At 66.4% G+C, this 13,486-nt stretch carries 9 protein-coding genes; 5 read left to right on the top strand and 4 right to left on the bottom strand.

Annotated features, from left to right (window positions below; translation table 11 throughout):
* The first annotated feature begins 29 nt into the window (after positions 1 to 29).
* On the top strand, positions 30 to 926 hold the full coding sequence (locus EIK80_RS16995) for a LysR family transcriptional regulator (RefSeq protein ID WP_125158188.1): 897 nt from the start codon (positions 30 to 32) through the stop codon (positions 924 to 926).
* Here the strand turns inward: EIK80_RS16995 and EIK80_RS16990 are convergent.
* The 3 genes from EIK80_RS16990 to EIK80_RS16980 all read right to left on the bottom strand — a co-directional run bounded on the left by EIK80_RS16990 (position 917) and on the right by EIK80_RS16980 (position 3,720).
* Positions 917 to 1,222 (bottom strand): 4-oxalocrotonate tautomerase family protein, encoded by a 306-nt coding sequence (locus EIK80_RS16990; protein ID WP_125158187.1) that lies wholly within the window; start codon positions 1,220 to 1,222, stop codon positions 917 to 919. The two genes, EIK80_RS16995 and EIK80_RS16990, sit on opposite strands and share 10 nt — an antisense overlap.
* Before the next feature lie 37 nt (positions 1,223 to 1,259).
* Positions 1,260 to 2,252 (bottom strand): zinc-dependent alcohol dehydrogenase family protein, encoded by a 993-nt coding sequence (locus tag EIK80_RS16985; RefSeq protein ID WP_125158186.1) that lies wholly within the window; start codon positions 2,250 to 2,252, stop codon positions 1,260 to 1,262.
* 121 nt (positions 2,253 to 2,373) lie between these two features.
* The gene (locus EIK80_RS16980; RefSeq protein ID WP_158624714.1) at positions 2,374 to 3,720 is read right to left on the bottom strand and encodes an MFS transporter; all 1,347 of its coding nucleotides are present in this window, start codon (positions 3,718 to 3,720) and stop codon (positions 2,374 to 2,376) included.
* Between the two features lie 567 nt (positions 3,721 to 4,287).
* On the opposite strand from EIK80_RS16980, the gene EIK80_RS16975 reads away from it, so the two are divergent.
* Complete coding sequence (locus EIK80_RS16975) at positions 4,288 to 7,056, top strand: winged helix-turn-helix domain-containing protein (protein ID WP_158624713.1); 2,769 nt, start codon at positions 4,288 to 4,290, stop codon at positions 7,054 to 7,056.
* On the opposite strand, the gene EIK80_RS16970 is transcribed toward EIK80_RS16975, so the two are convergent.
* On the bottom strand, positions 7,053 to 9,281 hold the full coding sequence (locus EIK80_RS16970) for a TonB-dependent receptor (protein WP_125158183.1): 2,229 nt from the start codon (positions 9,279 to 9,281) through the stop codon (positions 7,053 to 7,055). The genes EIK80_RS16975 and EIK80_RS16970 overlap by 4 nt on opposite strands.
* Before the next feature lie 220 nt (positions 9,282 to 9,501).
* Between EIK80_RS16970 and EIK80_RS16965 the strand changes: the two genes are divergently transcribed.
* From EIK80_RS16965 to EIK80_RS16955, 3 genes are all read left to right on the top strand, one after another.
* A complete protein-coding gene (locus EIK80_RS16965; RefSeq protein ID WP_233586755.1) occupies positions 9,502 to 10,320 on the top strand; it encodes an SDR family NAD(P)-dependent oxidoreductase in 819 nt (272 codons plus the stop codon).
* Between the two features lie 308 nt (positions 10,321 to 10,628).
* The gene (locus tag EIK80_RS16960) at positions 10,629 to 11,051 is read left to right on the top strand and encodes a winged helix-turn-helix domain-containing protein (protein ID WP_158624712.1); all 423 of its coding nucleotides are present in this window, start codon (positions 10,629 to 10,631) and stop codon (positions 11,049 to 11,051) included.
* A 196-nt stretch (positions 11,052 to 11,247) separates the two neighbouring features.
* A complete protein-coding gene (locus EIK80_RS16955; protein WP_233586749.1) occupies positions 11,248 to 13,212 on the top strand; it encodes a hypothetical protein in 1,965 nt (654 codons plus the stop codon).
* Positions 13,213 to 13,486: the final 274 nt, after the last annotated feature.

The raw sequence follows: 13,486 nt of genomic DNA, 5'->3' as shown, positions 1-13,486 counted from the left end.
ACGGCCCGTTGCTGAAAATGGAACGCTGAATGGACACCGACGACTTGCGCGTCTTCCTCGCCGTGATCGAGGCCGGTGGCGTGACACCCGCCGCGCGGCGCCTGGGCCTGGCCAAGTCGATCGTCAGTCGCCGGCTCGCTCGCCTGGAAGAGCTGGTCGGCGCCAAGCTGCTGACGCGCACCGCGCGCGGCGCGATGGCGACGGAAGCCGGCGACCTGTTGCGTGACCACGCCGCAAGAGCCTTGGGAGAACTGGAGGCGGCCTGCGACGCGCTCAGCGCCGGCTCGGACCTGCGGGGCCGGCTCCGACTGGCGGCGCCCCTGTCCTTCGGCGCCGTGCTCGCGCCGGTGCTGGCGCGGTTCGCGGCGCAGCACCCGCGCCTGGAGCTCTACACCGCTTATACCGACCGCTTCGTCGACCTGGCCGGCGAGGGCTTCGATGCGGCGGTGCGGATCGGCGTCCTGGCCGACTCCAGCCTCATCGCACGACGCATCGGGCAGATCGAAGCGCGACTCGTGGCCAGTCCCGACTATTTGCGGCGGCATCCCGCGCCGGCGAGGCCGCAGGATCTGCTCGGTCACGAGGCTTTGTTGCAGGGTCACGAGGCGTGGCGCCTGCGCGACGGGTCCAAGGAGGTCACGATCAAGCCCCAGGGACGGTTCAAGGCCGATAGTGGGTCGGCCTTGGCGGCCGCGGCCTTGGAGGGCATCGGCATCGCCTTGCTGCCCGCCTTCCTGGTAGACGAACACATCGCGTCGGGCGCGCTTCGAGCGTTGTTGCCCGCTCACCCGATGCCCCCGGTCGGCATCTTCGCGCTTCGGCCGCCCGGTCAGCGGCCGCCGCGCAAGACGCTCGCCCTGATCGACTTCATTGCGCAGCGGCTGGGCGGCCCGGTCGTGGCCGCCCAGCCGCCCGTTCAGCCCTGAGGGGCGAGCGGCGCGGCGTCCGCCCATTCGGCCCGTGTCGTCGGATGTCCCTTGATCGTGGCCGCCATGGCGGCGGACTTGTTGAGAGTTTCCTGCAGTGACCTTGGACCTTGGAACGGCCGCCCGCCGATGTGCCAGCCGTCGGGATGGAGCTCCTCGATCAGCACCCACACGACCTCGCGAAAGGCCTCGGATCCCTCGAACCGGACCATGACGTCGGTAAGGGCCGCGGCCATCTCGTGCTTTTGCTCGGGCGTGAAAACGCCCTCGACCAACTTGACGTTCACGAAGGGCATTGTGGTCTCCTAGGTTTTGCTTCTGGGGAAGGCGTGATCAGGCCTGGATCTCGACGACCACCTTGCCGCTGGCGCGTCGCTCGGCGAGCCATTGGTGGGCCGCGTCGGCTTCGGCGAGACTGAACCGGGTCGGATCAACGATCGGCTTGAGCAACTTCAGGTCGGCCAGGCGGGCGACCTCGCGGAGGATCTCCCCGTGACGCTCCCGGCCAACGCCGGTCAGCAGCGGCAACAGGGTGAACACCCCCGAATAGGTCGCCGCCTTGAAGGACAGCGGCGCCAGCGCATGCGTGCCCCATCCCAAGCAGCTGACGACGTGGCCGAACCTGCGAACCGACTTGAAGGCCTGGTCCAGCACCGGACCGCCGACCGTGTCGTAGACGAGATCGAAGCCCTCTCCATCCGTATGCGCCGCCAAGTAGTCGTCGACCGTCTGGTCGCGGCTGATCGCGGTGGCGCCCAGGCTCTCGATGACTGGAGCCTTTTCCGGCGCATCCACGGCCCAGACCCGGGCGCCGAAGCTGCGCGCGATCTGGATGGCCACGTGGCCGACCCCGCCGGCGCCGCCCAGGACGAGCACTCGTTGGCCCGACCGCACCCCGGCGCGATCAACCAGACCCTCCCAGGCGGTGATGCTGATCAGAGGCAGGGCGGCGGCTTCGCGAAGGTCCAGACCATCGGGAGCCAGGGCCAGGAGGCGCTGGTCGACAACGGCGTGGGTCGCCAGAGAGCCTTGCACCCCGCCAACGCCACCGGTCATGCCGAACACACGATCGCCCGGCTCGAAATCCAGGACGTCGTCGCCGACCGCCTCGACAACGCCGGAAAGATCCAGCCCCAGCACCGCGGGGGCGGCGTGACGGGCGTGGGCCGCCTCGCCGGCCCGGATCTTGAGGTCGAGCGGGTTCACGCCGCTGGCGACGACATGCACGAGCACCTCGCCGGGCCCCGGGGTCGGTCGCTGGGTTTCGAGGAGGCGGAACGCGCCCTGGGCTTCTTCCAGAACGAGAACCTTCATGGTGGCGGACATAGGCGTTGCTCGTGATTGCAAATTACGAGCGCGATACTGGGCGGCGCCTCACGCCTTGAATTGGACGGAAGGGTCTTCGAATGGCCGAGCCCTACGCGGGTGACGCTGCCTCAGATTGCGGTTACGCGCCGGATCCGCGTTGTTCATGGATCGCCCGTGCGCCGGCCCGCCAGCTCAAACCCAGGGACAAGAGGGCAAGCGGAAGGCAGACGCCCAAAACGATGGAGAGCGACCAGCCGACCTTCTTGGGATCGGCGAAGACAAGATCGGTGAGCATGGCGACGCTGCTGGGACCAACGGCCATGGACGCCAAGGTCATCGCCGAGGTCACCAGGGCGATCGTGCGGCTGCGGAACCGGTCCGGGACCGCCTGGCTGAGCGTCGCCATGATCGCGGCATTATAGGGTATGACCAGATAGAACAGCCCGATCAGGGCGAAGGCCGCGTCCTTGCCCGCGACCAGAAAAATGACCGGTCCCAACGCCAGGAGCACGGCGGCGACGACCGTTAGGTATCGGTAGCCGGCGTTGATTACCCCTCGGGCGATCAGGGTGTCGATGATCGCACCGCTTGCGAGATAGCCGCAGACGCCGGCCGCCAACTGGAGAAGACCCAGTCTCGATCCGATGTCGCCCGCGTCCACCTCGAATTGGCGAGACAAGAACGTCGGCGTCCAACTGGCGACGGCGTAGGCGGCGATGCCGAGCTGAATGCCGGCAAAGGATAAACCCAGGACGAAGATCCAGCTTCCGCCGAGCCAGCGACCATAGGCCCTGAGACCACCGCGTCCTTCACCGGGCCCCTCTTCGCGTCGATGCGACGGGATCAGAAACACGAGCAGCGCCAGGATCAGGCCTGGCGCGCCGACCATGACGAACACCTTTCGCCAAGCCACCTGCGACTCTGCGCCAAAGAAGGTGAAGTCAGGCAGTCCGTGCGCCTGGGCCAGCAGTTGACCTCCGGCATAGACCGCCATGGCGGCCCCGATGGGCGCGCCCGCGCCGAGGACGCCGGTGGCCAGGCCCATGCCTCCCCGCCGAAAAAGATCGGCCACGATGCTGAAGGCCGCGGGCGCCAAGGCGGCTTCTCCGACCCCGACCAGGACACGAGCGACGAGCAGCTGCTCGTAGTTTTGGACGAAGGCCGCGGAGATCGTCGACGCGGACCAGAGGATCACGCCCGCGAAGATCACGCCGTTGCGCGACGTCCGATCGGCGATCCAGGCGAGCGGAAACCCGGCCAGACTAAAGCCCAGGGCGAACGAAAGCCCCTGGACCACGCTGATCTGCACGTCCGTAAGGCCCAGGTCGGCCTTGATGGGATCGACCATCAGGACGATCACCATGCGGTCGACATAGGACAGGACGACCAAAAGCAGCAGAATGGTCAGGGTCGCCAGGGCGCGCGCAGAAGGCCCGAGCGCACGGCCCGATGGTTCGATCGCTGCATGAGCATCGCTTCCCCGCACCGCCCCCATCCTCCCAAGGCTCCGTCGCTTGCGTCAGGGCCGGCTGGCGTGTCGTCGTCCAGGACGACCCAGCGCGAGCCCTGAGCGCATGCTGTCAATGCGAACGATAGCCCGCTTGCGTCGAGTGAACGTTCGGCAACACCTCCCGCCCGGTCAACAGACGTCCGTGGGAAACAAGGTGAAATAACGGGAATGGACGTGAACTCCGCACGCTGGGGGAGGACGACGCGAGCGACCTAAGTTATCCTTGGACGAGTTAGCGGACGGGTTGGATTTTGACGCGAGTTTCGCTCGGAAAATTGAGCATTGCCGTCAAAAACCGGGCCGTAAAGCTTTGCGTTGACTGTCGTTAGGGCGCAATCGCGGATTGCGCTCAGAAAAAGTCTAGGCCGTTCGGAAAATTGCCTTATGCCCAGCGGGCGCGACATCAATGATCTTGATGGACTTGGCGGAGGCGACCAGCCGCCCAGGCCGTCCACCCTAGATGCGCCCTCATCCCCCGTCGCGGGCCCACTGGTCTTCGGCGACTTTCGGCTAAACCCGGCGGCGCGGACGTTCGAGGGCCCCATGGGCGAGATCGTCCTGGGCGGGCGAGCCTTCGATCTTCTGGTCGCGCTCGTCGAGCACGCCGGCACGGTGATCTCGCATCGCGAGCTGCTGGCCCGGGTCTGGCCGGCCACGGCCATTTCGGACGGCGTCCTGCGTGTCCAGCTCAGCGCCCTGCGCAAGGCCCTGGGCGACAGCAAACGCTTCATCGTCAGCGTTCCGGGAAGGGGCTACGTCTTCACCGAACGTGCGCGACCCGAAAGCGCCGAGGCGGAGCTCGACACCGCCGCACCCGAGATGCCGCCGCCCCGTGGGCGCAACCATACCGCCCTGACCGGTCGCGACGCCGTGATCAAGGCGGTGATCGAACAGCTGGATCATCGACGGGTCGTCACCCTCGTCGGCCCGGGCGGGATCGGCAAGACCAGCGTGGCCGCGGCAGTGGCGCATCACCTGATCGAGGGCGACCAACGCGCCGCCCACTTTGTCGACCTCACCTTGGCGACCGAAGCCGGCTTCCTGCCGACCGTGATCGGCGCGGCCGTGGGCTTGCGTTTGAACCATCTCGAAGGGGACCGGCTGCTGACGTTCCTGGCGACGCAATCGTGCGTGCTCGTCTTCGACAATTGCGAACACATCATCGCGGCGGCGGCGCATTGGGCCAGCCGCATCGCGGGGCAGGCCCCAGGGGTGACCATCCTGGCCACCAGCCGCGAAGCCCTGCGTATTCCGGGCGAGTGGGTTATCGCCCTACCCCCGCTGGAGACTCCCGATCAGGAGGCGGCCGTAGACCCCGACCGGGCCCGCGACTTCCCCGCCGTTCGCCTGCTTCTCGACCGCATGGTCTCGCTCAGTCCCGGCAGACGCATCGTCGAGCAGGATGTTCTCACCGCGGCGCAGATCTGCCAGCGGTTGGACGGCGTCCCTCTGGCGATCGAACTCGCCGCCAGCCGCGTGTCGTCCTTTGGCCTGCCGGAGGTCGCCCGACAGCTGGATCACCGGCTGAGCATGACCTGGACCGCCGGTCCCTCCGCTCCCGCCAGACAGAGCAGCCTTCGCGCAACGTTGGGCTGGAGCTATGACTTGCTCGGCGACAACGAGCGCCTCTCGCTCTGCCGGCTCTCCGCCTTTGTCGGACGGTTCGGCTTGCGAGACGCCACGGGACTTCTTGGCCAGGCCGACCCGCCCTTCTCCGAGGCCTTGGCGCTCGAAGCCGTCCACGCCCTGGTCTCGAAATCTCTCCTGAATCTCGATTTTCAGGACGGAGAGCCGCGATATCGACTGCTCGACATCACGCGGACCTTCGCCAGCGAGCGCGCCTCAGAGCTTGGCCAGGCCCGCGCGAACGGACTGGCTCACGCACGCTATATCCGAGACTACCTGCGCCGCGCCCCGACCAACGTTCACGCCAAGGCGGCGCTGGACGGGCTGAACGACAATCTGGCCAATGTCCGCTCGGCGCTCGACTGGAGCTTTTCGCCGTCCGGAGATCTCGAGTTGGCGCAGGACCTCGCCGCCCTGTCGCCGCCGTTCTTTCTGGCGCTGTCGCTGTCCGAAGAGGTGTTGCACTGGTCGAGGATCGCTCTTGAAAAGCTCGCCTCCGACCAGCGCGGCGGCCTCCAGGAGCTCGCCTTGCAGGCTGCGACGTCCCAGGCGCTGGCGTTCGGCCAGTCGATGCGTCCCGCGCTGACAGGCGCTTTGACCTCGAGTCTGGCGCGGACCGTCGAGCTGTCCGAGAAGCTCGGCATGGTGCGCGAGAAAACACGGGCGCTCTATTTCATGTCGCGCCTCACGGACTTCCATAATCCCCTGCTCAAGGCCGACATGGCCGAGCGGGCGGGCGCAGGCTTGGACCACGACATCGCCTCGCAAGCGATCGATGCGTCTGACCGCGCCCTCTATCATTTCGCCTTTGGCCGCCTGCACCAGTCCATCCAGCATGCCGAAATGGCGCTTGCGCTGTTTGCGAGCGTGGGGCCTGAAGAGCTCGGCGTGCTCGACCAGGGCATCGCGGCCCATTGCCGAGGCATGCATTCCGTGGCGCTCTGGTATGTCGGGCGGCCCGACCAGGCGCTGTCCGCGGCGGAGCGTTGCCTGGCGCTGGCCGCTGAATCCAACAGCTTCGATATTCTCTGCGACGCGGTTATCTGGACGACAAACGTGTTCTGGTACCGCGGAGACCTCGGCAAACTGCTGCCCCATCTCGATGAGGTGGAGCGCGGTGCGATGTCGCGCGCCGACTTCAAGTCTCGTCCCTACATGCAGTTCGCCCGGGCGATCACCGAATTGGAACGCGGGAACAGGTCCCAGGCGGTCGACTCTTTGACCGGGCAGATCGACCTCGCCGGCAATCCCCAACTGGTCCTGCGCATCGGGGCCAGCTTGGCCGATGCGCACGCCCGGGCGGGCGATTTCGACAAGGCGCTGGCCTGTCTGGCGCGCCTGGAACCCACGCTCGACCATCTCGGCTACAGCAATCTCCAGCCCGAACTGATGCGCCTGAAGGCGGAGGCGCTTTGGGCGTTGGGGCCCGACGCGCGCGAAGATTGCGTGGCGGTGGCCACGGCCGGCAAGGATCTGGCCCGCCAGGTCGGCGCCCTGTCGTGGGAGCTTCGCATCGCCCGCAGCCTGGCCAAATTTCTGATGGCGCAAAACCAGCGGGCGGCCGCCGAGACGATGCTCGGGGAGGTCTATGAGCGCTTCACGGAAGGTCACGAGACGCAAGATTTGCGCGATGCCCGGGCCTTGCTCGAAAGCGCAAGAAGCGCCGCTCCGGCCGCTCGAGCCTAGAACGCCATCTCCGCCCTGATCCCGATCATCCTTGGACGATCGGGCGTGAAGTTATCGCTGACGGCAGACGAGATGTTGATGTTGTGTCGCTCGTCCAGGAGGTTCGTCACCCAGAGCCCGAGTTTGACGCGATCCTGCCCCAGCGCGACGTAAGCTTCGGCGCTTACCAGGTCATAGGCCGGCTCCCTCAAGCGATTATCGGCTTCGTAAAAAAAGCCGGAATTGTAGTAGTAGCTGACGCGCCCGCCCACGGCGCCGAACGAAACCGCCCGCCTGTAATCGATCGTCGTCGAGACAGTCGCGTCCGGCGTCCTGATCGTTCCGTTGCCGCGCGCGTTCACAAGCGAACAGGCCTTATTGCCGCCTTGCGTCGTCGCGAAGGGCGGCGAGCAGAAATAGCCTGGGGGCAACCGGGTCGGGTCCACCGGATTGCGCAAGGTGGCAGGCGCCCCCGGAAAATCCACGTACCGGCCGCGAATGAGGCTCACGTCGCTTCGAATGCTGAGGTCCCGACTGATCCTGAGTTCGACATCCGCGTCCAGGCCATGGAGGCGCGCCGCCGCCGCGTTGAGCAAAAGGGACCGGCCAAGCACCGACTGGACCAGTTGAATGTCCTTGTACCTGTAGCGCCAGGCCGACAGGTTCAGCCGCAGTCTTCGGTCCAGAAATTCGGAGCGCAACCCAACTTCGTCGGCGGCGAGCTTTTCGGGCCGAACGGGCGGATTGGCGAGATTGGAAAGGTTGAAGGCGCCACTCTTCAATCCGGTGTTGTAGCTCGCATAGACAGTCACACCCGAAGACAGACGATGGTCGAGCGCCAGACGGTAGGTCGGGTCGTCATAGGTTTCGGTCCTGTCGACCAGGTTGGTGTCCGGGCCCACGGCGAGCACCTCGCGTCCCACCAGTCGGCGCTTGTCGCTTGTGTAGCGCAGGCCAATCGTGGCGCGCGTGCGAGGCCCTATCGGGGCGGTCAGCTGGGCGAAGGCCGCCCGCGAGCGTGTCCGCAAATCACCGTACCGGCTGAGCTTGCCCCCCGCCGCGGCGCTGGCGGCGCCGGTGATCGCCAGCGGCTGCTGAAGCGCCTCAAGATCGAGAAAGAACAGTCCGGCGATCCACTGCACCCGCGCGTCGTCCGGCGACTTCAAATGGATTTCCTCGCTCGCTTGCCGATCCGCCTGTCGATATTCGATGGTGGCGAGGTCGATCTCCGAGCCGTCTTGATCATAGACGTTGAGCGCGTCCGACGTGCGGCGCGCCGTGAGGCTGACCAGTGTCGCCCAACCCAGGTCATGCTCGACGCGCAGGCTCGCGCCCGAACTCCTCAGAAAACTCCAGGGCGTCGCAACATTGTTGCGGACCCAGTACGGCGCGCCCAGATAGCCACCGCCGGCGCTGTTGACGCCCCCCGGGACAATGGTTCGAGGCGCGCTGAAGCTGTCCTTCTGCCGCGCATGGTCCACCGACAGCAGCAGCCGCCATTTCGGCGTTGCGTCCCAGAGCAGCTTGGCGCGAGCGCCGCCCGACCATCCCCGATAGATCTCGTCTCCGGTCAGGAGGTTGCGTCCCCATCCGCGCCGCTGACTGACATGCGTCGTCGCGATATTGGCGGACAGTCCGTCGGCGAGGGCCGACGTGCCGTAAGCCGACGCCGATACTGCGCCATAGTCACCGTAGGTGAACCGGGTCTCCAGGCGCGGGGCGGATGTCGGGTCTCGGGTGATCACATTGAGGAGGCCGCCCGTGGCGTTGCGCCCAAAAAGCGTTCCTTGAGGTCCTTTCAGGACTTCGATCCGCTCGACGTCGTTGAACTGGAAGATCGTTGCGTTCAGCGACGCGAGATAGACGCCATCGACATAGACCGCGTTGCTGCCCTCCTCGCCGGTCGCGCCATTCGTCGTTCCCACCCCGCGGATGTACAGACTGGGCGTGCCGGGCGTGCGGGTGATGACAAGCCCCGGAACCGCCCGCGGCAGCTCCGCGATCGACGCCACCCCGGCGGTCCGCAGGTCCTGGCGACCGACGACATCGATGGTCAGGGGCACACGCTGCAGGTCTTCATCGCGCCGCTGAGCGGTGACGATCACCTCGGTCAGCGCCTGAGCCTGGGCAGGCGTTGGCCACTTCGGGGCCGATAGAGCGACCGCGATCCAAATCCCCGATCGCCACCCGATCGCCCTCCCGCGAGCGCCGCCAGCGCGCTGCTTTCGATGCGGGTAGCCGGTCATGCAGCGTCCCTGACGATCATTGTTCGACCAACAATAGCTTTTTCATGCACGCTCACGTCCTGCAAGGCAGCGCTTTTCAAGACGATGCACGGCCATTGCTGGCGCCCAAATTTACAAGACCGCGCGTCCGATCCGCCGAACTCTCACCCGTCTGCCGCTAGGACAGGACACAATGAGCGAGTTCGGACCGGAGGCGACGGCGGACGATATCCTTCAGCATGTGGACCTGCGCGGCCGTCGGGTCCTTGTCACGGGCGTCACCTCCGCGCTGGGCGCGGAAACGGCGCGCGCCCTCGCCGCGCGGGGGGCCAGCGTCGTTGGCGCGACGCGCTGTCCGGGTAATGGGGTTGACGCCTTATTCCCTGGACGTGGCGACATCGCCCTGACGCGGCTTGATCTTGCGTCCCTGGCTTCGATCGATCGCTGCGCCGACCGCCTAGGGCGGGAGGGCCGCGCCTTCGACCTGGTGATCGCCCACGCCGCCGTGAGGACCGACAGCTATTCGACCGCCCACGGCGTCGAGCTCCACATGGGGATCAACCATCTTGGCCATTTCGCGCTCGTCCAGCAGATCACCCCCCTGCTATCCCCAGGCGCAAGGCTGGTCATGGTCTCCTCCGAAGCCCACCGGCTGGCCGACCTCGACCTCGATGACCCAAGCTTTCGATCCACGCCGTTTGACGGTCGCACCGCGCATGCGCGCTCCAAGACCGCCAACGTGCTGTTGGCCCTCGAATTCGACCGTCGCCACCGAGACAAAGGGATAAGGGCGATGGCCGCCAACCCAGGACCGTTCGACAAGTCGAACGGCCCAAGCACCGGCCGCACCATAGGGCAAGCAGCGGCCACGACAGTCTGGTGCGGCGTCGTCGCATCGGCCGCCGCGATCGGCGGGCGCTATTGCGAAACCTGCCGCGTGGCCGACGTCGTCGAACGCCAAGACGCCGAATACGGCGTGCGGGGCTACGCCATGGACGGGGAAAGCGCCGAGCGTCTGTGGGCCTGGAGCCAGGACATTCTGGGCGCTCGCCTCCAATAGTCTCGAGCCCTTGAATGTTGGATGACAAACGCCGCTGAACACCTTTGAACAACACGAAACTGTCCCGGCGCCCCGCGATCGTTCACCTTGGCGTCCTGGCGAGAACGCGGAAGGTCCGCTTGGCTTTCGCCAGACGCGTGGTTGCGCGAGCAAGTCTCAGGAGTTGCGACATGGCGGGATACCCAGCGCGCATCGAAGGGGGATGGGGCCATGCGGCGCAAGCCGGCGGGGGGCCATCTCCGGGCGTTTCGGAATTTGGCGCAGCGCCGCTAAGCTTTGGGGATTTCGAGCTCCATGAGCGAGCGCGTGTGCTTCTGCGCGCCGGCGAGCCCGTCGAAATCGGCGCCCGCGCCTTCGACCTTCTGTCGACACTGCTGCGCGCCCGCGGCCGGATCGTCGAGCGCGCCGACCTCATGCAGGCTGTTTGGCCGACGACGATCGTCGACGAGAGCAACCTGCGCTACCAGATCGGTGGGCTGCGGCGGATCCTTGGTCCGGACGGAGACCGCATCAAGAATATCCCCGGACGCGGCTATCTTTTCGCGGACGCACCGCCCATCGCTCTGGCGCTGCGGTTCGCCACGAGCCGGGACAACCTTGTCACCGAACCCAGCGGCGCGCCAGACGAACCGGAGGCGGACCGGCTGCGCCGGCTGGAGATTGAGAACCATAAGCTAAAGCGCGCCCTGCTTAGCCTGGTGGCGAGAGAGACGAGCGACCAAGCCATCTAGACGCCCGCTGTTTTGGCAGTTCTTCCGGGGGCCTTCAGGGTCGGTGGCATCCAGCCAACTCGAACATCAGAACCTCGCTGGCGTCAGGAACAGCTTCAATCCACAGATTCTGCGGTCAGCGTCGCTACCGACCATCAGGGCCGCACACGTCTGAGAGTTCGCCGCGCTTCGAGCGGTGGATTTCCAGAAGACTTCGATGCCTCGCAAGCCCGCCCTGCCCGCCTCTGATCAGCAATCCTCGGACAGCTCGCCAAACCGAACGCCCACACCCCAAAAACGGCGCGGCTACGCGCCCCGCCCTATCATCGCCTACCCCAAGGCGCTCTGGGACGAGTGGGACGATCCGGAGGACTTTGCCAGCGCCTTGGGCCTGCACATGCGCCGCCACAAGGACACCGGCTATGGTCTTCGTCGCGCGGTCTGCGGCCGCGACGACAAGGTGGAGACCACAACCTTCACGGCCTGGCGGCGCGGCGACAAGGCGCCACGCAGCGCCACCAGCTTCCGGATCCTGGCCGCGCTCGAGCGGCGCTGGCGGCTTCCGCCGGGATACTTCCGGGACAAACTCCACCATCCGGGCAGGATGATCACGAGCGAGGCGCTCATTCCCCTGCCCGAGCCGGAGCGTCGCAGGATGGCCTGGCACCTGCCCGACGACTTCGCCCTGCTGCCCGAAGCCAAGCGCGAGGAGATTCTGGCCTGGGTGAAGTCGGTCATCATCACCGGCGCGACCGACTATCGTCGTTATCAGGCCGCGGCCATGAAGCAACGGTTCGCCGTGCAGTTCACGGCGACCGGCACGGTTCGGCCTGGCTCGGGCAAGTACTGGCCCGACGACGGCAGGACACGCCCGGTCGCCGCCCCGCCCGCCTTGGACGCGGAGGCGGCGGACCTGGTCGAGTTCAAGTGCGCCACCCTGACCAGCCGCGGGCGCCAGCGGGCCGGTGTCTGGGGCCCGGACACGGCCGACCAGACGATGGAGCATCTAGGCCTCATGCTGGGCGCGCTGGTCGCCTCGCCCGACGGCGAGGTCGAGGGCTTCGGTGTCGACCTCGCCAACATCACCTTCGGTCTGCTGGCCTTCCCGACGGTCTGGGACTGGTATCTTGGCTGGCGCGAGAAGCGTCGAGGGTTCTTCACGCAGTGGGAATCCGAGATGCTGACCCTTGGGGCCGCGCTGTGCCGGCGCGAGACGGGATGGCTGCGACAGACGCCGAGCCTGGCCGAACGCCTGACTCCGATCGAGGGCCTGATCACCGCCGCGGATGTCGCCGCCGCCAAGGCCGACTGGGATGCTGTTTGCGACGAACAGCACCGCCACGCCCTGATCCGCGCCAAGGAGATCGGCCGCGTCAGTCGCGTTCACCGCGACCCTTTCGAACCTGTTCTTCCAATCCTCGAGGCCGATAGCCCGGTCGGCGAGTACCGCAAGATCACCGAGGAAGTGCTGCGGTACCGGCCGGATCGGCGACGGCATCCGATCTCGGCGGCGGAGTCGACCCGCGCGTTCCTGATGCTGCGCCTTGGCCTGCACCTGGGCCTGCGCCAGAAGAACCTTCGGCAGCTCCTCTTCAAGCCGAAGGGCTGGCCGGCGACGCCGGAACGGCAGCTGGAGGCGCTTAAGCGCGGCGAACTTCGCTGGAGCGCACGAGACAGTGGGTGGGAAGTCCTGATCCCGGCCGCCGCCTTCAAGAACGCCGGCTCCACCTACTTCCGCAAGAACCCCTTCAAGCTGGTCTTGCCTGACTTGGGCGGCCTTTATGCCGAGATCGAACAGTACATCGCCACCGATCGCGCCGTTCTCCTGCGGGGCGCTCCAGATCCGAGCGTCTTCTTCGTCAAGACGATGAGCTCCCGCAGCCGCGAGGCCGCCTACGATCAGAACACCTTCTACGAGGCCTGGCGGGTGACCATCCAGCGCTACGGGATCTACAACCCCTATACCGGTCGAGGCGCGATCGAAGGTCTGCTACCGCACGGCCCTCACAATGTTCGCGACGTCCTGGCGACCCACGTCCTCAAGCAGACGGGCTCCTACGAGCAAGCCAGCTACGCGATCCAGGATACGCCCGACACCATCGCCGAGCACTACGGGCGCTTCCTGCCTCAGGACAAGGCGGCGATGGCGGCGGGCGTGCTCAACAAGGTGTGGGCCGCCTAGATCGTGTCACCGCCGTGGAACCCGATCTTCGCGTTCATGTCTCGCGCGAGGTAACGGCGCCTCATTGCACCGCTTAATAAGCGGCGGCGATCCCGCGCTGTCTGCACTCGGCTAGCCCATCCGTCGCTTGGCGGAATAATAGAGACCTAATTTGGCGGGGAGCAGGGGAACCGAACGCCGGTCGCATCCAGGGTTTAAGAGCGTCAATAGCAGTCCTTGGTTCATCTCCAAGAAGTGGACACTCCGTTTTTTGCTCGGCGATAACCAAAAAGCC

Origin of the sequence: Caulobacter sp. 602-1, from assembly GCF_003931565.1 — a bacterium.
In the GTDB taxonomy this organism is placed as follows: domain Bacteria; phylum Pseudomonadota; class Alphaproteobacteria; order Caulobacterales; family Caulobacteraceae; genus Caulobacter.
The sequence above is the reverse complement of the archived record's forward strand: the minus strand, read 5'-3'. Positions and strand labels throughout refer to the sequence as shown.